Raw genomic sequence first — 20,293 nt, 5'->3', positions numbered from 1 at the left:
TGAGAGTTTGTCTCAGACTAGCGATGAATCCTTAACGGGCGCCGCACCAGAACGCGTCCGTCCGCGTCGGTTCAGCCGCCGGATTGCTGCCGCTGATGGATCTCGAATTCGGCGCGGCATCCGTCCTGCACCCAGATGCCTTCGTCGTCCACGCCCCAGCTGCGGCCTTCGATGCAGGCCGCACGCGAAAGCTGGCGGAACAGACGCACCCCACCCTTCGTGTCGAGCGGGCAATGGCGATGGCGCTTCTCCACGGAATCGCAGCGGACGATCTCGCCACGCGGCGGTTCGTTGGCGACGTCGACCATCATGCGGAACTCGGCGCGGCACCCGCCGGACACCCAGACGCCGCGCGCGTCGGCGCCCCAGTTCTGGCCGCGCATGCAGGGGTTCTTCGACAGTTGGCGGACCAGTTCGACGCCGGCGCGTGTTTCCGCCGGGCAATGCTGCCAGCGGTTGCTGCGCGACTCGCAGCGGATCACGCGCGACCCCGTGCCGCTGCCCACCGTGCCGCCGTAGCCGAGCACGAAGTCCGCGCGGCAACCGTCCTTCACCCACACGCCCGACGGCGTGACACCCCAGGTCTTGTTCTCGTCGCACTGCGAACGCGAAAGCGTCCGCAACAGGCGCACGCCGCCGCGCACGTCGGCCGGGCAGATGTTGTCGTTCCCGTCCTTGGATTCGCAACGCAGGATGCGATCGCCGTAGAAATGCCCGCCCGACTCCTGCGCCATTGCGTCAGGTGCCATCACCGCCCATCCCACCAGCAACGTCGAGACCAACCAGCCGCGCATCATGCACCCCTGTCTTCCAGCCTTCACTGTAAAGGGTCGGGATGTAAACCGGCATCAACGGCCGGCGGAAAGGCGAAAACCGGGACGTCAGGCACGCGCGAAGTCGAACGCCAGCACGTCGGCGATGCGCCCCGTCCCCAGCATGGCCATCATCAGCCGGTCCATGCCCAGCGCGACGCCGGCGCACGACGGGAAGCCCGCCGCCAGCGCCTGCAGCAGGCGTTCGTCGCGCGGCGGTTGCAGGTCCGCGCGCTCGCTGCGGACCTGCAGGTCGCGGTCGAAGCGCGCGCCCTGCTCGGCCGCATCGGCCAGCTCGTGGTAGCCATTGGCCAGTTCCAGCGGGCCCAGGTAGAGCTCGAAACGTTCCGCCACCGGCACCTCGCCCGTGCGGATGCGCGCCAGCGCGCATTGCGAGGCCGGGTAGTCGTACACGGCCAGCAGCTCATCCGGGCGGAACGAGGGTTGCAGGCGATGCGTCATCAACAGGTCGAGCCAGTCGTCGCGGGTCAGGCCGGTGGGGTCGATCACCACCTCGCCCAGCGCCGCGCGCAACGCGTCGTCGCTCGCGAAGGCGGGATCCAGGCCCAGGCGCTCGCGGTACAGGTCGCGATACGCGATGTACGACAGCGTCGCGCTGCGCCCGACCAGTGCAAGCGCCGCCTGCACCAGCGCCGCCGTTTCCTCCACCAGACGCATGTGATCCCAGCCGAGGCGGTACCACTCCAGCATCGTGAATTCGGGGTTATGGCGGCCGCCGGCCTCGCCATCCCGGAATACCCGACCGAGTTCGTAGCAATCGCCGAACCCCGCCGCCAGCAGCCGCTTGAGCGGGTACTCCGGCGAGGTGCGCAGCCAGCGGGTGCGCGAGGCGCCGTCGGTGCGGCCGCTGAATTCCAGATGGAACGAGGCGATGTTGGGATCGGTGTTGCCCGCCACCGACATCACCGGCGTTTCCACCTCGACGACGTCGCGCTGCGCGAAGAAGGCGCGCACGGTTGCATTGAGGCGCGCGCGCAGGCGCAGCGCATCGAAGGACGCGGAAGGCTGCCAGTCGTTCATGCCGTTACGCGCCATGCTCGGCGAGGAACGCCAGCAGGCGCGCTTCGTCCCACACGTCCACGCCCAGCTCCTGCGCCTTGTCGAGCTTGGAACCTGCGGCCTCGCCGGCGACGACGAAGCTCGTCTTCTTCGACACGCTGCCGGCCACCTTGGCGCCGAGCGCTTCCAGCTTCGCCTTGGCCTCGTCGCGGCTCATCGCCGACAGCGTCCCGGTGAGCACGGCGGTCTGCCCTTCGAGCGGTCCGGTGGCGGCGGTCTCGCCGGCGGGCGTGAGCGCCGCCAGTGTCGCCAGCGACTCGCCCCCGCGCCCCAGCAGGCGCGCATGCTCCGCATCGTCGAGCCATTCGGCCAGCGCCTGCGCGGTGTCGGCCGGCAGGCCGGCGGCGACGAAGTTGTGCTGCGGCGCGTCCAGCAGGGCCTGCGCATCCGGGAACGCGCCGGCGAGTTGGTCGGCCCGCACGCGGGTCACCTTCGGGATTTCCAGGTCGACCAGCAACGTCGCCAAATCCAGGCCGTCGCGCAGCTTCGCGCTGGGCGCATGCGTGTCGGTGATGGTCACGCCGCGCGCGAGCAGGTCGTCGATCACCTGCTGGTTGCCTGGCTGGTCGAAGAAGTGGCCGATCGCGCGGGCCACTTCGCCGCCCACGTCGGGCACGCGCTTGAACAGCGGCCACGGCAACCGGCGGATCAGCGCGATGTCGCCGAACCAGTTCGCCAGCGCTTTGGCCGTGCTCTCGCCCACGTGCTGGATGCCCAGCGCGTAGAGGAAGCGTTCCAGCGTCGTGCTGCGGCTGTGGTCGATCGCCTCGATCAGGTTCTCCGCCCACTTGGTGGCGACCTTGCCGGACTTGACCGTTTCGGGCGTGGTGCCGTCGCGCTCGTCGGCGCGCCGCTTCATCTCCAGCAGGTCGTCGAGTTCGAGCTTGTAGAGATCGGCGACCGATTGCAGGTAGCCCAGGTCCGACAGGTCCTCGATGAAGCGCTCGCCCAGGCCTTCGATGTCCATCGCGCGACGCGAGGCGAAATGGCGGATCGCCTCCTTGCGCTGCGCGGCGCAGGTGAGCTCACCCGAGCAGCGCCAGACCGCTTCGCCTTCCTCGCGCACGATTTCCGAACCGCACACCGGGCACTGCGTGGGCATCTGCCATTCCGGCGCATGCGGATCGCGATACTCGGGAACTACGCGGACGATCTCGGGAATCACGTCGCCGGCGCGGCGCACGATCACGGTGTCGCCGATGCGCACGTCCAGTCGCTTGATCTGATCGGCGTTGTGCAGCGTGGCGTTGGTGACGACCACGCCGGCCACCTGCACGGGCTTGAGCCGCGCCACCGGCGTGGCCGCGCCGGTGCGACCGATCTGGATGTCGATGCCTTCCAGCACCGTGGACTGTTCCTGCGCGGGGAACTTGTGCGCGATGGCCCAACGCGGCGCGCGCGAGACGAAGCCCATCTCGCGCTGGCCTTCGTAGTCGTCGAGCTTGTAGACGACGCCGTCGATGTCGAACGCCAGAGAATCGCGCTTGGCGCCGATCTCGCGGTAGTAACCCAGCAACCCTTCCGCCCCGGAGACGATCGCGTTGAGCGCGCTGACCGGGAAGCCCCAGTCGCGCAGCTTCGCCAGCGTCTGCGAATGCGTCGGCGGCAGCTCGTAACCTTCCACGATGCCCACCGCATAGGCGTAGAACGCCAGCGGCCGCTGCGCAGTCACGCGCGGATCGAGCTGACGCAGCGAACCGGCGGCACCGTTGCGCGGATTGGCGAGCACCTTGCCGCCCTCCTTCACCGCGCGCTCGTTGTAGAGCTTGAACGCGGCCAGCGGCATGTAAACCTCGCCGCGCACTTCCAGCACGGCCGGCCAGTCCTTTCCGCGCAGTTGCAGCGGGATGGCCTTGATCGTGCGCAGATTGGCGGTCACGTCCTCGCCGGTCGCGCCGTCGCCGCGCGTGGCGCCCTGCACGAAACGGCCATCCTCGTAGCGCAGGCTGATCGCCAGACCGTCGAGCTTGGGCTCGACCGAGAATTCCGGCGCGCGGCGGCCGAGCTTCTCCTCGATGCGGCGTTCGAAATCGGCGACTTCCTCGTCGGTGAAGGCATTGCCCAGCGACAGCATCGGGATCGCGTGGCGCACTTCGGCAAACGTGCCGGACGGTGCGACGCCCACGCGCTGGGTCGGCGAGTCGGGCGTGACGAGGTCGGGATGCTGCGCTTCCAGCGACTGCAGTTCGCGCAGCAGCGCGTCCCATTCGGAATCGGGAATGGAGGGATCGTCGAGGACGTAGTAGCGGTAATTGGCGTCGTCGATGCGCTGGCGCAGGTCGGCGATGCGTGCGGCGGGAGTGGAAGTCTTGGCCACGGGCGGTCCTTGGGCCGTCGTCCGGCGGGAGCGCGCATATTCTGCGGGTGTGGGCGTGACGGAGGAAGCGTAGGTCACGTGGCCTTTGCCGAACGCAGCAGGCCGCTCCACGTTATCGGCCGCTCCACACATCAGCCCGCCAGCGCCGTCACTTCTTCTATGCCGTCATCCCGGCGAAGGCCGGGATCCAGGCCATCAACGTTCCCGCGCGACGCTTACTTCCGACGCTACCAGCCTGGATCCCGGCCTTCGCCGGGATGACGGTGATAGATGGCGCCGGCACCGATCAATCAGACGTTCCGCGCCGGAACTGGCCTCACCACCGTGCCGGCTTGGTTAGCGGCGGCGCTTCGCGCTGGCGGTCGTAGGCGCGCAGTTCGTCGCGGATGTGCGCGATGCGCTGGCGGCCGAGCGCGTTGCGCTGTTCGTCCAGCACCACGCCGTCCAGCAGTTCGGCCATGCGCTGCGCGGTGGGCAGCATCATCTCCCACGCGTCCAGCGCGTTGACCGGCGCCGGCAGCGTCAGGAAGAACGCGATCGCCGGCGTCTCCAGGGCCTGGATGTTGGGCATGTCGAAACTGCCCGGCTTCATGATGTTGGCCACGCTGAAGACCGGTCCCCGCTCGGGGTGGTTCTCGACGAGGCGGTGGAACACGCCCATGTGGCCGTAGACCAGGCCGGCCTTCTCGGCGGCGACGACGATGTCCGGACCGTGCAGCTTCTGCCCGGCACGCGCGGCCAGGTAAAGGGTGACGATCTTGTCGAACTCCTCCGTGACGCGGCGGCCGAGCTCGCTGTTGGCGCCGCCTTCCAGCGTGCGGTCGAACAGCTCCAGCTCCGCCTGCGCGGTGGCGTCGCCCGCGGCGCGCCCCTGCGCGGCGTCGCGCTCGATCTGCTCGCCCAGCGTGGGCTCGTGACGGACCGTGTCGCCGGACGGCTCTCGGGTCACCCGCCTGCCCTGCCCCGGCTTGCGCGGGCGGCCGAAGAACACGATCGCGGCGACCAGCACCAGGCCGGTGATCAGGATGCCGATCCGCAGCAGGGTCATGTCGGACATTCGATATCTCCTGAATGATGGGATTGGAGATTCGGGATTCGGGATTCGCAAAGGCGATGACGGCGCGCCGCATTCATCGAATCCCGAATCTCCATTCCCGAATCCCGGCTCTTACGCCACACCCGCCAGACGCGAGGCTTCGGCCAGGTCGACCGAGACCAGGCGGCTCACGCCCGGCTCGCGCATGGTCACGCCCGACAGCTGCAGCGCGGCTTCCATCGTCGCCTTGTTGTGGGTGACGAACAGGAACTGTACCTGTTCACTCATCTCGCTGACCATCTGAGCAAGTCGCCCGACGTTGGCTTCGTCCAGCGGCGCGTCCACCTCGTCGAGCAGGCAGAACGGCGCGGGATTGAGGCGGAAGATCGCGAACACCAGCGCCACGGCGGTCATCGCCTTCTCGCCGCCGGAGAGCAGCGAGATGTTCGACACGCGCTTGCCCGGCGGACGCGCCATGATCGACACGCCGGTGTCCAGCAGGTCCTCGCCGGTGAGTTCCAGGTAGGCGTGGCCGCCGCCGAACAGGCGCGGGTACAGCTCCTGCACGCCGGAATTGACGCGGTCGAAGGTGTCCTTGAAGCGGCCGCGGGTCTCGCGGTCGATCTTGCGGATGGCTTCTTCCAGCGTTTCCAGGGCGGTGGTGAGGTCGGTGTTCTGGGCGTCGAGGTATTCCTTGCGCTGCTCGGCCTCGGCGTGTTCGGCGATCGCGGCGAGGTTGACCGGCTCCAGGCGGCGCAGCTTGCCGTCCAGCTCGTTGACGGTGCGCTCCCAGACCTGCGCGTCCATGTCGTCGGTGAGCGTGTTGACCACATCCTCCAGCACGAAGCCCGCCTCGACCACGGCCGCGGCCAGCTGCTCGGCCTTGAGCACGAGCGCCTGCTGTTCCAGGCGGCGCTGGCCGATGGCCTCGCGCTGCTGGATGGCCTGGTCGTCGCGCTGGTGGCGGACCTGTTCGAAGCGGCGCAGGTCGTTGTCGATGCCGTCCAGCGTGGTGCGCGCGATGGTGAGGTTCTGTTCGGTGAGCACGCGCTGCTCGAGCGCGACCTGGCGCTGCTCTTCCAGCACGACGACCGGATCGTCGCCGTCGGTCAGCTGCGCGGACAGTTCGCCCAGGCGCGAGTCGAGCTGGCCGCGCTGGCCGCCCATGCGTGCCAGGGCCTGTTCGAGCGCGGTGATCTGGGTGCGCTGCGATTCCAGGGTGAGCGCCAGTGCGTGCGCGGTGTCGCGCGACTCGCGGGCGACGTTGCGCGCCTGCTCGCGCGCTTCGCCGAAACGGCGGCGTTCGCTCTCCAGCGCCTGGCGCGCGTCTTCCAGCTCGGTCATGCGCATGACCGCTTCTTCCTGCAGGTTGCGCGCTTCGCGTGCCTGCTCTTGCGCGGCCTCGAGGTTCTGCGCGATCTGCGCCAGTTCGGTGTCGATCTTCTCGATGCGCGAGCGTGCGCTGTCCAGGCGGCCCTGCTGGCTCTGCAGCTGGCCGGCCAGTTCCGACACGCTGCGATGCGCCATGTACAACGTGCGCTGCGCGTCCTCGCGCAGCTGCTCGGCGGCGAGCGTGCGATCGCGCAGTTGCACCTGCAGCGATTCCAGTTCCTTCTCGCGCGACAGCAGCGTTTCGATCTCGCCGCGCAGCGTCTGGATGTCGCGCTCGCGCAGCAGCGCGCCCTGCTGAGCCGCGCCGGAGCGCAGCACGCGCACCCAGCCGGCGCCCATGCGTTCGCCGTTGCGGGTGATGACGGATTCGCCCTCGCCCAGACGCGCCAGCAACGCACGTGCCTGGCTCAGATCCTCGGCCGCATGCAGGCGGGCGAGGATGCGGCGGACCGCGATCGGGCCACGCACCTTGGAGGCCAGCGAGGTCGGCGCGAACTCCAACGAATCGTTCTGCGGATCGACCAGCGCCAGCCGCCCTTCGCCGAGTTCGCCGATGGCCTCCACCAGCGTTTCCGGCGACTCCACCAGCACGCCTTCGATCATCTGGCCGAGCGCGCTTTCCACCGCGTTTTCCCAGCCGGCCTCGACCTGCAGCGCCTCGCCCACCCGCGTGGCCGAATCCAGCCCGCGTGCCTTGAGCCAGCTCAACGCCGCGCCCTGCTCCTGGCCGAGCGCGGCGTGCTGCAGGGTTTCCAGCGAGGACAAGCGTCCGCGCGCGGCTTGCGCCTGCTTGCGCACTTCGGCCAGCTCGGTCTGCGTGGCGCGCTGCTGATCCTGCAGATCGCCCAGCGCGCCCTTGCGGGTCTCCAGCTCCTCGCTGAGGCTGTCGATCGAAAACTTCTGCGTTTCGTGCTGTTCCTGCAACGTGGCGAAGGACTCGCTCAGCGCCGTCAGGTCCAGGCCGGAACGCTCGTTGTTGAGCGTCTCGCGGCGGCGGTCGGCGTCCAACACCTGGCGGTCCAGGTGTTCGATGCGCGTGCGTTCCACGTCGGCGGCGCGTGCGGCCTCGGCTTGTGCGCGGCTGTGCGCGTCCCAGCGCTGCTGCCAGTCCACGAGTGCGGCTTCCGCATCGCGCAACGCGTCCTGGCGCATTTCATCTTCGTCGCGCAGCTGTTCCAGGCGCGGCTCGGCGTCGGCCACGGCGGCGCGCAGCACGTCGAGCTTGGACTGGTCGCTGCCCATGTGCTCGCCCAGCTCGGCCAGCGCAGCCATCGCCTCGTCACGCGCCTTGTGCAGGCGGTTGGCCATCTCGCGCTGGTGCTGGATCTGCTGCTCGACGCGGGCCAAGGTGCCGCTGACTTCGTAGCTGGCGGCCTGCGCCTTGTTCAGGGCCTCGGCGGCGTCCTCGCGCTTGACGCGGCCGACTTCGATCTCGCGCTCGGCTTCGCGCTGTTCGGCGATGAGCTGCTGCAGGCGGGTTTCCTGCTGGGCCAGCTTCTCGCGCTGACCCTGCAGCTTCTGGTCGAGGGCGCGATGTTCCAGCGCCTTCCATTCCGCATCCTTGATCTTCCGCTCGGCCTGGATCGCCTGGTACTGCTCGGCCTGACGCGCCTGGCGCTTGAGGTGCTCGAGCTGCTTGCCGACTTCCTCACGCAGGTCGCCCAGGCGGTCGAGGTTCTCGCGCGTGTGGCGGATGCGGGTTTCGGTTTCCTTGCGGCGTTCCTTGTACTTGGAGATGCCGGCGGCTTCTTCCAGGTAGACGCGCAGTTCTTCCGGCTTGGCCTCGATGACCTGCGAAATCATGCCCTGCTCGATGATCGAGTAGCTGCGCGGCCCCAGGCCGGTGCCCAGGAACAGGTCGGTGATGTCGCGGCGGCGGCACTTGGCGCCGTTGAGGTAGTACTGGCTGGAGCCGTCGCGGCTGACGGTGCGCTTGACCGAGATCTCGTTGAACGCCGCGTACTCACCGGTGATGGTGTGGTCGGAGTTGTCGAAGATCAGCTCCACCATCGCCTGCGAGACGGGCTTGCGGGCGGAGGAGCCGGCGAAGATCACGTCGGTCAGCGAATCGCCGCGCAGGCGGCTGGCCGAGCTTTCGCCCATCACCCAGCGCACGGCGTCGATGATGTTGGACTTGCCGCAACCATTGGGACCGACGACGCCGGTCATGTTGGTCGGCAAATGCAGCGTGGTCGGATCGACGAAGGATTTGAAACCGGAGAGCTTGATCGTGGACAGACGCATGCGGCGGGCTTGCCTCTGGCGGCGCCTGGGCGCGGCCTTCGAAGTACCAACTGGGATGAGGTTTGTCGTCCAAGTCCTTGAAAGACACGGGCGAGCTACGGCTTTCCAGCCGTTTACAGAGGGAGTATAGCGGGCCGCAACGCGGCGGCGGCCGGGTCTTCGACGGGCGGCTGCGGGTTCAGGCGCGCAGGCTGCGGCCGGTATCCGGGTCGAAGAAGTGCAGGTGGTCGGGGTTGTGGTCCAGGTGGACGGTGTCGCCGACCTTGGGCAGCTTGCGGGGCGGGAGGCGCACGACCATCTCCTCGCCGCCACAGTCCAGATTGAGGAAGGCCTCGTTGCCGACCGGCTCGACCGTTTCCACCCGGGCCGTCAGGCGCCCGGGGCCGGCGTCGGCCAGGGAGAGGTCCTCCGGCCGCAGGCCCACGATCAGCCGCCGGCCGACCTGCCGGCGCAAGGTGCCGAGCAATTCCTCCTCGGCCACCAGAGCGAAGTCCACTCCGTCCGTCAGGCGCAACGCCAGCCCGCCGCCGCGCTCCACCACCTCGCCCTGCAGCAGGTTCATCTTCGGGCTGCCCAGGAACGTGGCCACGAACAGGTTCGCCGGCCGGTTGTACAGCGCCATCGGCGTGTCGATCTGCTGGATGCGGCCTTTGTCGAGCACCACGATCCGCTGGCCCAGCGTCATCGCTTCGACCTGGTCGTGGGTGACATAGATCATCGTCGTGCCGAGCTTGCGGTGCAGGCGCGCGATTTCCACGCGCGTGGATGCGCGCAGCTTGGCGTCGAGGTTGGACAGCGGTTCGTCGAGCAGGAACACCTGCGGCTGCCGCACCAATGCGCGACCGAGCGCGACACGCTGGCGCTGGCCGCCCGACAGCGCGGCGGGCTTGCGATCCAGCAGCGGTTCCAGTTCCAGCATCTGCGCCGATTCGCGCACGCGACGGGCGACCTCGTCCTTGGACGCGCCGCGCAGCTTCAGCCCGAAGCCGAGGTTCTCGGCCACCGTCATGTGCGGGTATAGCGCGTAGCTCTGGAACACCATCGCGATGTCGCGATCCTTCGGTGCGATGTCGTTCACCACGCGATCGCCGATGCGCAACTCGCCGGAGGTGATCGTCTCAAGCCCGGCGATCATGCGCAGCAGCGTGGACTTGCCGCAGCCGGAAGGACCGACCAGCACCATCAGCTCGCCGTCGCCGATCTCGAAGGTCGCGTCGTCCACGCCCACGTAGCCGTTGGGGTACACCTTGCGCAGACGATCCAGCGTGACCTTCGCCATGAATTCCTCGGGAGCCCCTGGGCGGCCTCGACGGACCGTACCGGCATTTTCGACGCGCCGGCGATGCAAATGTCACCGGCGTCCGCTATCCTGCCATGTAACCGTTTTCATGCCTATCCACCCCGTCAGGCCACCGTACCGATGAGTCAAGCGTCCGATCAGTTCGCATTCCCCAAGGGCTTCCTGTGGGGCGCCGCCACCGCCGCCCATCAGATCGAAGGCTCGCCGCTGGCCGATGGCGCCGGCCCGAGCATCTGGACGCGCTTCGCGCACACGCCCGGGATGATGCTCAACGGCGACACCGGCGATGTCGCGTGCGATCACTACAACCGCTGGCGCGACGACGTGAAGCTGATGCGCGAGCTGGGCCTGCAGGCCTACCGCTTCAGCGTGTCGTGGTCGCGCATCCTGCCCGACGGCACCGGCCGCGTGAACCAGAAGGGCCTGGACTTCTACTCGCGCCTGGTCGACGAACTGCTCAACAACGGCATCGAACCGCTGCTCACGCTCTACCACTGGGACCTGCCGGCGGCGCTGGACGATCGCGGCGGCTGGCTCAACCGCGACATCGCCGACTGGTTCGCCGAGTACGCCAGCGTGATGTACCGCGAGCTCGACGGCCGCGTGAAGAAGTGGGTCACGCTCAACGAGCCGTGGGTGGTCACCGACGGCGGCTACCTGCACGGCGCGCTGGCGCCGGGCCATCGCAGCAAGTACGAAGCGCCGATCGCCTCGCACAACCTGATGCGCGCACACGGCGCGGCGGTGAAGGCGTATCGCGAGATCGGCAAGCACGAGATCGGCCTGGTGGTGAACATCGAGCCGAAGTACCCGGCGACCGATTCGAAGGAAGACGCCGCCGCCGTTCGCCGCGCGCATGCCTACATGAACGAGCAGTACCTGCACCCCGCCCTGCTCGGCCATTACCCGCCGGAACTGAAGGAGATCTTCGGTGACGCCTGGCCGCAGTGGCCGGCGGAAGACTACGAGCTGATCAAGCAGAAGCTCGACTTCGTCGGCATCAACTACTACACGCGCAGCGTGACCAAGGCCGCCGAGAGCTACCCGCTCAACACCGGCGTCGTGCGCCAGCCGCTGGGCACCTACACCGAGACCGGCTGGGAAGTGTTCCCGCAAGGCCTGACCGACCTGCTGCTGTGGTTCAAGCAGACCTACGGCGACCTGCCGGTCTACATCACCGAGAACGGCGCGGCGTTCTTCGATCCGCCGACCGCGATGGCGGACGACGACGGCAAGCGACGCATCAAGGACCCGCTGCGCACCGATTACCTGCGCAAGCACCTGCGGGCGATCCACGACGCCATCGACGCCGGCGTGGACATCCGCGGCTACATGCTGTGGTCGCTGCTGGACAACCTGGAATGGTCGCTGGGCTATTCCAAGCGCTTCGGCATGATCCACGTGAACTACGCCACGCAGGAGCGCACGCCCAAGGACAGCGCGCTGTGGTACTCGAAGGTGATCGCAAGCCACGGGCGTTCGCTGTCCGATCCGCTGCCCTACTGAGGGCGCGTTTTCGCGACGGGATCCGCTGCCCCATTCCCTCCCTCGGCAGCGGGTCCCGCCGTCTTTGTAGCCCGGGTAAGCGAAGCGCACCCGGGTTCGTCGGCGCATCTGCCCGGATGCGCTTCGCTTCCCCGGGCTACGGGAACCATGTTGCCGCGCGCTGATTTCGTATTCAGTCGCCCGGACATCACCTTGGCGCGCCCGCATCGCAGACAGACGCGTGACGGTCCATTACGCTGCGCGACAACCTGCGCGATGCGCGACGACTCCGCCGTGGTGATGCCTTGAGCGACTCCTCCGCCCCCGAATCCCACGCCCTGCTCGCCGACATCGGCGGCACCAACGCGCGTTTCGCGCTGGCCCGGCACGACGACACCGATCCGCTGCTGATGGACAGCGTGCGCGAGTTCGCCGTCGCGGACTTTCCCTCGCTCGCCGATGCCGCCGCGCACTACCTGGACGTCACCGGCGCGCGTGCGCGCACGGGCGTGTTCGCCGTGGCCGGTCGCGTGGACGGCGATGAGGCGCGCATCACCAACCATCCCTGGGTGATTTCCGCCGCACGCACGGGCGAATCGCTGGGTCTGGAATCGCTGCGCCTGGTCAACGACTTCGCCGCGCAGGCCATGGGCGCCTCGCTGCTGCGTCCGCAGGATGTGGTCGCGCTGGGCGGCATCGGCTGGAATGGACACGATCGCCAGGACCGCACCTTCGCCATCATCGGCGCGGGAACCGGCCTGGGCGTGGGCGGGCTGCTGCGTCGCGGCGGCCGCCATTTTCCGCTGCAGACCGAAGGCGGCCATGTCAGCTTCGCGCCGAACTCGCCGGAGGAGATCGAGATCCTCCAGCAGATGTCGGCCGAGTTCGGTCGCGTGTCGAACGAACGCCTGGTCAGCGGCCAGGGCCTGGTGAACCTGCACCGTGCGCTGAGCAACATCGCCGGCGAAGACCCCGGCCCGCTCACGCCCGCCGACGTCACCGCGCGGGCGAAAGACGGCGACCCGCGCAGCCTGCGCACGATCGACGTCTTTTGCGCGGTATTCGGCGCGGCGGCCGGCGATCTGGTGCTGACGCTGGGCGCATGGGACGGCGTCTTCCTCACCGGCGGGCTGGTGCCCAAGCTGCTGCCGTCGATCGCCCATTCCGGCTTCCGCCAGCGCTTCGAATACAAGGGCCGGTTCTCGCCGGTGATGGCGCGCATTCCGACCCTGGCGGTGGTGCATCCGCAGCCGGGCCTGCTCGGCGCCGCCGCGCTCGCCCAGGACGTCGCGTAAGCAGACGTCGTCTTGAGGTGGGCTGTGCGAGGATTCGCGCATGGCCGACCGCTCGCCCCTTCCGCGCGACGACGCCGCTGCGGCGTACGTGCTGCACGTGCATCCGAACCACGAGGTCTGGACCTGGGCCGCGGCCGTGGCGATCGCCGCCGAACTGCGCCGCGAACTGAGCCTGCGGCCGCGCGCGCGGTTGCTGCTGTCCGGCGGTGGCACGCCGGGGCCGGTCTATCGCGCTCTGTCGCAGGCACCGCTCGAGTGGGAGCGCGTGGATGTCGGTCTGGTCGACGAGCGCTGGCTGCTGCCCGACGACCCCGACAGCAACGCCTGGCTCGTGCACCGCGACCTGCTGCGCGATCACGCCGCCGTCGCGCATTTCGAACCGATGACGCAGCCCGGCCGCCACATCGAAGGCGCGGTGGCCACCGCCAACGCGCACGCGCGCAACCAGGCGGCCATCGCGGTGCTCGGCATGGGCGAAGACGGCCACGTCGCGTCGCTGTTCCCCGGCATGGAAGGTTTCGACCGCATCCTCGCCAGCCCGCGCGACTACGCGGTCGTGGACGCGCACGATTGCCCGGGCGCTCGCCAGTGGCCGCGCCGCATCAGCCTCACGCCGTACGGTCTGGCGCGCATCCCGCATCGCCTTCTGCTGTTGCAGGGCGAGCGCAAGCGCATGATCTTCGAGCAGGCCGTCGCATCAAACGACCCGCAACGCTGGCCCGTGCTGCTCGCACTGGACAGCAAGCACGGCCGACCCTTGGAAGTGCACTGGTGCGAATGACGCCGGATCAGGCCGGCTCGGAGGCGATCTGCGCCGGTTGCGCCAAGGCAGGCACGGGGCGGCGCGCCATCTCGACCAGCGTGAACGCATAGGCGGCGACCACGACCGCCGCGCAGGCCGTGACCGGCCATTCCGGAAACAGCCACCACGCCGCGAGCAGCCCGAGGGTGCGCACGATCGCGTGCCGGTAACCCAGCGGATGCGCGACGATCCACGAGTACACGACCCAGTGCAGCCCGAGCGCGATTCCCAGGCTCAGCGGCACGAACCGCGGCATCGCGAAGTACAGCGGGATGTGCAGTGCCCACAGCAGGTTGACCATCACCACGCACGCGCCCATCAGCCGTGACAGCGGATTGTCGCGGCCGGTGAGTTCCTCGCCGCGAACGGACGCGACGGCCAGGGCGAGCGGGAAGATCAGCGCCATCGCGAGCACGAGCACGGTGACGCCCGATTTCAGAGGCAGGAACAGTCCGGCGACGCCCGCCACCGACCAGACGATGGTCCCGGCGATCGGCATGGACATGGAACGACGGCTACGGCGTTCGAAATCGATCCTCAGGTCCTGCAACGTGCTCATGGCGCGATCCCCTGTTGGCGTCGGATGCATCGGCGCGTGCCGGCGCGCGTCCAGTCTGACGGCGCCCACGGCCGGCTGTTGTGCCCGAATGAACACAACGCAGCGGGCGCGCCACTCCCCACCGTGGGGATTGGCGCCCGACTTCAGGCGGGCGGGCGGGCGCAGCGGCGGCCCGGGAGACCTACACCTGCGGCACACCCCGCGAACGACCCACCTCCGAGCGTGGCGGCGCACCGAACAGGCGCTTGTACTCGCGACTGAACTGCGACGGGCTCTCGTAGCCGACATGGCGCGCGGCGGAGAGCGCCTCCATGCCGCCGGCCATCATCAGGCGCCGCGCTTCGTGCAGGCGCAGATGCTTCTGGAACTGCAGCGGCGACATCGTCGTCACCGCCTTGAACTGGTGGTGGAACGAGGAAGTGCTCATGTGCACGGTGCGCGCGAGTTCATCGATGCTCAGCGGCTCCAGGTAGTCCTCGCGCAGCTTCGCCACGGCGCGCGCGATGCGGCTGGAGCGTGTGTCGGTCATCGCCAGTGCACGCAGGCGGTAGCCGAGTTCGCCGGTGAGCACGCGATAGAGGATCTCGCGCCGCGTCATCGCCGCGAGCATCGCCAGATCGTCCGGCGCGTCGAGCAGGCGCATCAACCGCAACACGGCGTCCATCAGCGGCGCGTTGACGCGCGCGGCGTACAGCCCCGGGTCCACGCCTGAAGGCGGCGGTGCCGGCGACTGCCCGGCGTCCACGAGAAGACTCGCCACGTCGTCCGGATCGATGTCCAGGCGCAGGCACAGGTACGGCTCATCCGGCGTGGCCTCGATCACCTGCCCCGACACCGGCAGCGTCACCGACACGACGAGGTAGTTGAGCGGGTTGTAGTAGTAGGTCTGCCCCGCCAGCGTCGCGGTCTTGCAGCCCTGCGCGACGATCACCAGACGCGGCTCGTACACGGCCGGCATGCACTCGGTCGGCTGGCTGATGCGGACCACGCTCAGCGGCGCGTACGCGGTGCCATGGACGCCGTCGGACGGCGTCAATCGGGCAATCCGGCCGGCAAGCTCGCGCAGCGCGGGGCAACCGGCATGGTGTTCGGGCGTTGCCGTGGAAACACTGGCATTCATGGCGTTCCGTCACGTTCCTCAACCATGCCGATTATGGCGTCTAGGCCAGAGGTCATGTTGCCGATCCGGTCGATTTGCAGGATCGGGCAATGATTTCGCAGCAATGGACTTTCCAACGCAACCGCCGCGGCGCGACCATAACCCGGACACGAAAGGCCCACGCGTCGTGCCCCACGCCCTGCCGCCCGTCGCGGCGCAGGTCGCGCGGGACGTTGCGGTTGGCGCCGTCTCCAGACGCTTCGCCCCGCAGAGGCCGGCCGCACCATGTGGATTGTCCAGTACGCCCTGAGCCGCCGGTACACCATCGGCGTGCTCGCGATCCTGATCCTGCTGTTCGGCACCCTGGCCGCGCGGCGCATGCCCACCGACATCCTCCCCGAGGTCGGCATCCCCTCGGTCAACCTGGTGTGGACCTACAACGGCCTGCCGGCTGCGGACATGGCCGCCAAGCTCACCTCGTTCTCCGAGGTGGCGATCATGAACACGGTCGATGACCTGAAAGAAGTGCGCTCGGAGACGATCAACGGCGCCAGCATCGTGCGCATCGATTTCCAGCCCACGGTGAGCCTGGATCGCGCACTGGGCCAGATCACCTCGGTCTCGCAGACGATCCTGCGCCGCATGCCGCCGGGCACTTCGCCGCCGCTGGTGATCCGCAACAACGTGTCCTCCACGCCGGTGCTGATGCTGGTGCTGTCCTCGGATTCGCTGACCGAAGCACAGCTGTACGACTACGCGCGCCTGCAATTGCGCTCGCAGATCCAGACGATCCCCGGCATCCGCATGTCGCTGCCCTACGGCGGCGCGGCACGGCAGATCATGGTCGACCTCAACCCGGCGGCGTTGCAGACCTACGGCCTCACGCCGGCCGACGTCACCGGCGCGCTCGAACGCGGCAGCCCCACCCTGCCCTCCGGCGCGATCCGCGAAAACGCGCGCGAGATGCAGATCTCGCTCGACACGAGCCCCGCAACGGCGGCGGACTTCCTCGACATCCCCGTTGCCTCGCGCAACGGCACGCTGGTGTACGTGCGCGACATCGCTTCGGTGCGCGACGGCGGCGCATTGCAGACCAACGTCGCGCGCATGGACGGTTCCAGCGCGGTGGCCGTTGCGCTGATCAAGCTCGGCAACGCATCGGCCGTGGAGCTGGTGCGCTCGGTGCGCGAGCGTCTTCCCGAAATCGAAGCCTCCGCGCCGCCCGGCACGCGCATCCAGCCGATCTTCGACCAGTCGGTGTTCGTCGACAACGCGATCGGCTCGATCCGCCACGAAGCGCTGCTGGTCGGCCTGCTGGTCGCACTGGTGGTGCTGGTGTTCATCGGCTCGTGGCGTTCCAGCCTGATCGTGCTGTCGGCGATTCCGCTGGCGCTGCTCGCCTCCGTCGCGATGCTCAGCCTGCTGGGCTACACCTTCAACGTGATGACGCTGGGCGGCCTGGCGCTGGCGATCGGCATCCTGGTCGACAACGCCGTGGTGGACGTGGAGAACACCAACCGCAACATCGCCCTGGGCAAGGACGTGCGAACGGCGATCCTGGACAGCGCGAAGGAAGTCGTGTTCCCGGAGATGGTGTCCACCATCGCCATCTGCATCGTGCTCACGCCGATCCTGCTGATGACGGGCCTGTCGGCGTGGGTGTTCACGCCACTGGCGCTGGCGGTGATCTTCGCGATGCTCGCCTCGTTCCTGCTCTCGCGCACGCTCATCCCGGTGCTGTGCTACCTGCTGCTGCCGGCGGACATCAAGAGCCGCGCGAACCCGCGCTGGGCGCCCGAGAAGTTGCTGCTCAAGATCAACCACAAGGTCGAGCACACGCTGGATTCGCTGCGCGACCGGCACCATGCGTTGCTGGTGAAGCTGGGCCACCACGGCGGCGTGCTCGCCATTGCCGCGCTGCTGGTGATCGCCATCGGCGGCGTGTCGGCGGTGTCGCTGGGCCGCGAGTACTTCCCGCATGTCGATGCCGGCCAGCTGCGTTTCCAGGTGCGTTTCCCGTCGGGCACGCGTCTTGAGGAAACCGCTGCGCGCGTCACCGACATCCAGCGCGAGATCCGCAAGATCGTTCCGGCCGACGAATTGCAGACCGTCTACGAGCAGATCGGCGTGCCCGACGCCGTGAACCTGTCGCTGGTCGACAGCGCGGTGGTCGGCTCGTTCGAGGCCGAGATCATGCTGCAGCTGAAGACGCCGCACGGCCCCAGCCACGAATACCTGTCGAAGATCCGCCACCTCATCGCCCAGAAGTACCCCGACGTGAAGATGTTCGAGCGCCCGCCGGACGCGACCAGCCGCACGCTGGCCGGTTCGGCCGCGGCGGCGTTCGAGGTGCGCATCATCGGTCGCGACAACGCGGGCAATCTTGCGCTCGCGCGTGAGATCGAACAGCGACTGGGCAAAGTCCCGGGCGCGGTGGACGTCGCGCTGCGCCAGGTGCTCGATCTGCCCGAATACCAGGTGCACATCGACCGCACGCGTGCCGCGCAACTCGGCCTGGATGCGCAGCAGGCCAGTCGCGCCGTGCTCGCGGTGTTGGGCTCCTCCGGCACGGTGACGCCGGTGTACTGGACCGACACCGTCAACGCGCTGGCCTACACCGTGCAGGTGCAGGCGCCGCCGGTGAACATGACCAACATCGACGAACTGCTCAACGCGCCGCTGCGCATCGGCAGCGATGGGCAGGCGGTGCTGTTGCGCAACATCGCCACGGTCACGCCGCGCCGCGTGCCGGCCTCGCTCGCCCGCACGACGCTGGCGCCGACGATCAGCGTGCTGGCCAACGTCGAAGGCACGGACCTGGGCTCGGTCTACGACGCATTGAACGGCATTACCAAGGAACTGGAAGGCCGCCTCAAGCCCGGCAACCGCATCGAGATCGTCGGCCAGGCCGGCGAGATGCAGAGCGCCTACAGCGAACTCGCCGCGGGCCTGCTGATGTCGGCCGCGCTCGTCTTCCTCGTGCTGGTGGTGAACTTCCAGTCGTGGATACAGCCGCTGGTGGCGATGTCCGGCCTGCCCATCGCGATCGCCGGCGCCGCGTTCGCCCTGTTCGTCACCGGCACGCCGCTGAGCGTGCCGGCGCTGATGGGCGTGATGATGGTGATCGGCGTGTCCACCGCGAACAGCGTGCTGGTGACGAGCTTCGCGCGCGGCCTGGTCGCGCAGGGCCACGATCCGGAACTCGCCGCCTACGAATCCGCCGCCGTGCGCCTGCGCCCGGTGCTGATGACCGCAAGCGCCATGGTGCTGGGCATCGTGCCGATGGCGCTGGGCCTGGGCGAAGGCGGCGAGCAGAACGCGCCGCTGGGCCGTGCCGTCATCGGCGGCCTGCTGTTCGGCACGCCGGCCACGCTGATCCTCGTTCCCTCGATCCTCGCGGTGCTCGGCCGGCGCATGCCCGCCGCCGCGCGCCATGCCGCCCATCCCGAAGACGTGCCCGGTGCCGAAGGTGCCGAAGCAGGAGCCACCCCATGACCACCTCCCTCTCTCACGCGCGCTTCACGTCGGCACGGGGTGCCCTGCTCGCCTTCAGCGCGCTGTCGCTCGCGATCGCGCTGACCGGCTGTAACGGCAGCTCGGCCGAAACCACGCCGCCGCAGGTCGTGGCGGAAGTCCTGACCGTGCAGGCCAAGGCCGCCGACAACACCTTCGAACTGCGCCTGCCCGCGCGCGCGCTCGCCGGAGAATCGGCGCAGCTCTTCCCGCGCGCGACCGGCTTCGTCAGCGAACGCCGCGCCGACCTGGGCGACAAGGTCGAAGCCGGCCAGGTGCTGGCGGTGATCTCCGCGCCCGAATCCGACCAGGCCGTGCGCGAAGCCGCCGCCGTGCTCGCCCAGGCCAAGGCCGACCAGGAACTGGCGAAGGTGAACTACGACCGCGCCGAAGTGCTCATCGGCTCCGGCGCGATCTCCAAGGAGCTCTACAGCGACCGCAAGGCCAACTACGACGTGGCCATCGCCGCGCGCGGCGCCGCCGAAGCGCGACTGGCGGCTGCGCGCGAGCGACAGGGCTTCCAGACCGTGCGTGCACCGTTCTCCGGCATCGTCGTCGCGCGCAATGTGGAACGCGGCGATCGCGTGGTCGGCGATGCGGCCAGTGCCGAACCGATGTTCGAGGTGAACGCGCTCGATCCGCTGCGCGTGGTGGTCGACGTTCCGCAGAACGTGGCGCTGCAGTTGCAGGCCGGCGTGGAAGGCGACGTCACCTTCCCCGAACTCCCGGGCCAGACGTTCAAGGCGCAGGTCGTGCGCAGCGCGAATGCCATCTCGCGCGATGCGGGCGTGATGCGTACCGAGCTGCGCCTGCCCAATCCCGACAGCCGCATTCCCGCCGGCATGGTCGGTACGGTCGCCCTGCATCTCTCGCGCGCGGCGCCGGCGATGGTGGTGCCGGTGTCGACGGTGATCCAGCGCGGCAGCGGCGCGCAGGTGGCGACCGTGAAGGACGGCAGGCTCGACTTCCGCGATGTCACCCTGGGGCGCAACCTGGGCAATGACATCGAGATCCTCTCCGGCGTGGCGGCAAACGACACCGTCGTGCTGGCGCCGAACGCGCTGCTGACCGCAGGCAGTCCGGTGAAGGCGCGGGCGTTCGTGGCGGAGAAGAAGTAGCCCTCGGCGCTCGCGCGCACCTCGGCCGCAGCGCTGCTCGAGGCGATAAAGACACCGTCATCCCGGCGAAGGCCGGGACCCAGGCACGCAGCCTTGCCGCTGCCATTCCGTCATTGCTGCGGAAGCAGGAATCCATTTTGGATCTTCGTGGCGCGCGCCAGCGTCACCCGATCGCAAGATCAACATGGATCCCAGCTTTCGCTGGGATGACGCTCGGGTTGTTTCGGCGCTGCGGTTGTTT

Annotated in this window: 13 protein-coding genes; 5 read left to right on the top strand and 8 right to left on the bottom strand. The window is 68.7% G+C overall.

Going from position 1 to position 20,293, the window contains the following annotated elements; genetic code table 11:
- Positions 1–71: 71 nt before the first annotated feature.
- From AAFF32_RS11885 to ugpC, 6 genes are all read right to left on the bottom strand, one after another.
- A complete protein-coding gene (locus tag AAFF32_RS11885) occupies positions 72–794 on the bottom strand; it encodes a DUF3011 domain-containing protein (RefSeq protein ID WP_216958146.1) in 723 nt (240 codons plus the stop codon).
- A gap of 87 nt (positions 795–881) precedes the next feature.
- Entirely contained in the window at positions 882–1,853 is a 972-nt protein-coding gene (gene epmA, locus AAFF32_RS11880) for an EF-P lysine aminoacylase EpmA (protein WP_216958148.1), read from the bottom strand.
- Positions 1,854–1,857: 4 nt separating this feature from the next.
- A complete protein-coding gene (gene ligA / locus AAFF32_RS11875) occupies positions 1,858–4,209 on the bottom strand; it encodes an NAD-dependent DNA ligase LigA (protein WP_342315283.1) in 2,352 nt (783 codons plus the stop codon).
- A gap of 316 nt (positions 4,210–4,525) precedes the next feature.
- Complete coding sequence (gene zipA / locus AAFF32_RS11870) at positions 4,526–5,266, bottom strand: cell division protein ZipA (RefSeq protein ID WP_342315282.1); 741 nt, start codon at positions 5,264–5,266, stop codon at positions 4,526–4,528.
- Between the two features lie 111 nt (positions 5,267–5,377).
- Positions 5,378–8,881 carry a chromosome segregation protein SMC gene (gene smc / locus AAFF32_RS11865; RefSeq protein WP_342315281.1) on the bottom strand — a complete coding sequence of 1,168 codons (3,504 nt, stop codon included), beginning with the start codon at positions 8,879–8,881 and terminating at the stop codon, positions 5,378–5,380.
- Between the two features lie 178 nt (positions 8,882–9,059).
- Positions 9,060–10,160: a sn-glycerol-3-phosphate ABC transporter ATP-binding protein UgpC gene (gene ugpC, locus AAFF32_RS11860; RefSeq protein WP_342315280.1), complete on the bottom strand. Its 1,101-nt coding sequence runs from the start codon at positions 10,158–10,160 to the stop codon at positions 9,060–9,062.
- 141 nt (positions 10,161–10,301) lie between these two features.
- Between ugpC and AAFF32_RS11855 the strand changes: the two genes are divergently transcribed.
- The 3 genes from AAFF32_RS11855 (at position 10,302) to pgl (ending at position 13,742) form a co-directional block, all read left to right on the top strand.
- Positions 10,302–11,687, top strand: a complete 1,386-nt coding sequence (locus AAFF32_RS11855; RefSeq protein ID WP_216958157.1) for a GH1 family beta-glucosidase — start codon at positions 10,302–10,304, stop codon at positions 11,685–11,687.
- Between the two features lie 284 nt (positions 11,688–11,971).
- Complete coding sequence (glk, locus tag AAFF32_RS11850; protein ID WP_254200132.1) at positions 11,972–12,961, top strand: glucokinase; 990 nt, start codon at positions 11,972–11,974, stop codon at positions 12,959–12,961.
- 40 nt (positions 12,962–13,001) lie between these two features.
- Positions 13,002–13,742, top strand: a complete 741-nt coding sequence (gene pgl, locus AAFF32_RS11845) for a 6-phosphogluconolactonase (protein ID WP_216958160.1) — start codon at positions 13,002–13,004, stop codon at positions 13,740–13,742.
- 7 nt (positions 13,743–13,749) lie between these two features.
- Here the strand turns inward: pgl and AAFF32_RS11840 are convergent, their stop codons facing one another.
- Both AAFF32_RS11840 and AAFF32_RS11835 read right to left on the bottom strand, forming a co-directional pair.
- Positions 13,750–14,322 (bottom strand): hypothetical protein, encoded by a 573-nt coding sequence (locus tag AAFF32_RS11840; RefSeq protein WP_342315279.1) that lies wholly within the window; start codon positions 14,320–14,322, stop codon positions 13,750–13,752.
- A gap of 181 nt (positions 14,323–14,503) precedes the next feature.
- Positions 14,504–15,442, bottom strand: coding sequence for an AraC family transcriptional regulator (locus tag AAFF32_RS11835; RefSeq protein ID WP_216958164.1), 939 nt, complete (start codon positions 15,440–15,442; stop codon positions 14,504–14,506).
- A gap of 264 nt (positions 15,443–15,706) precedes the next feature.
- Here AAFF32_RS11835 and AAFF32_RS11830 point away from each other — a divergent pair, with 264 nt between their 5' ends.
- Positions 15,707–18,916 (top strand): efflux RND transporter permease subunit, encoded by a 3,210-nt coding sequence (locus tag AAFF32_RS11830; RefSeq protein ID WP_342315278.1) that lies wholly within the window; start codon positions 15,707–15,709, stop codon positions 18,914–18,916.
- Positions 18,913–20,052, top strand: a complete 1,140-nt coding sequence (locus tag AAFF32_RS11825; protein WP_342315277.1) for an efflux RND transporter periplasmic adaptor subunit — start codon at positions 18,913–18,915, stop codon at positions 20,050–20,052. The genes AAFF32_RS11830 and AAFF32_RS11825 overlap by 4 nt, the downstream gene beginning before the upstream one ends.
- Positions 20,053–20,293 lie beyond the last annotated feature (241 nt).

Source organism: Lysobacter sp. FW306-1B-D06B, assembly GCF_038446665.1.
Lineage (GTDB): Bacteria > Pseudomonadota > Gammaproteobacteria > Xanthomonadales > Xanthomonadaceae > Lysobacter_J.
Note: the sequence above shows the minus strand (reverse complement) of the source record. Positions and strands in the feature narration are given on the sequence as shown.

Coding starts and splice junctions, on each gene's coding strand:
- ugpC (WP_342315280.1), bottom strand. CDS start 10,160: ATGGCGAAGGTCACGCTGGATCGTCTGCGCAAGGTGTACCCCAACGGC.
- epmA (WP_216958148.1), bottom strand. CDS start 1,853: ATGAACGACTGGCAGCCTTCCGCGTCCTTCGATGCGCTGCGCCTGCGC.
- AAFF32_RS11835 (WP_216958164.1), bottom strand. CDS start 15,442: ATGAATGCCAGTGTTTCCACGGCAACGCCCGAACACCATGCCGGTTGC.
- AAFF32_RS11855 (WP_216958157.1), top strand. CDS start 10,302: ATGAGTCAAGCGTCCGATCAGTTCGCATTCCCCAAGGGCTTCCTGTGG.
- AAFF32_RS11840 (WP_342315279.1), bottom strand. CDS start 14,322: ATGAGCACGTTGCAGGACCTGAGGATCGATTTCGAACGCCGTAGCCGT.
- zipA (WP_342315282.1), bottom strand. CDS start 5,266: ATGTCCGACATGACCCTGCTGCGGATCGGCATCCTGATCACCGGCCTG.
- smc (WP_342315281.1), bottom strand. CDS start 8,881: ATGCGTCTGTCCACGATCAAGCTCTCCGGTTTCAAATCCTTCGTCGAT.
- AAFF32_RS11830 (WP_342315278.1), top strand. CDS start 15,707: ATGTGGATTGTCCAGTACGCCCTGAGCCGCCGGTACACCATCGGCGTG.
- AAFF32_RS11825 (WP_342315277.1), top strand. CDS start 18,913: ATGACCACCTCCCTCTCTCACGCGCGCTTCACGTCGGCACGGGGTGCC.
- AAFF32_RS11885 (WP_216958146.1), bottom strand. CDS start 794: ATGCGCGGCTGGTTGGTCTCGACGTTGCTGGTGGGATGGGCGGTGATG.
- pgl (WP_216958160.1), top strand. CDS start 13,002: ATGGCCGACCGCTCGCCCCTTCCGCGCGACGACGCCGCTGCGGCGTAC.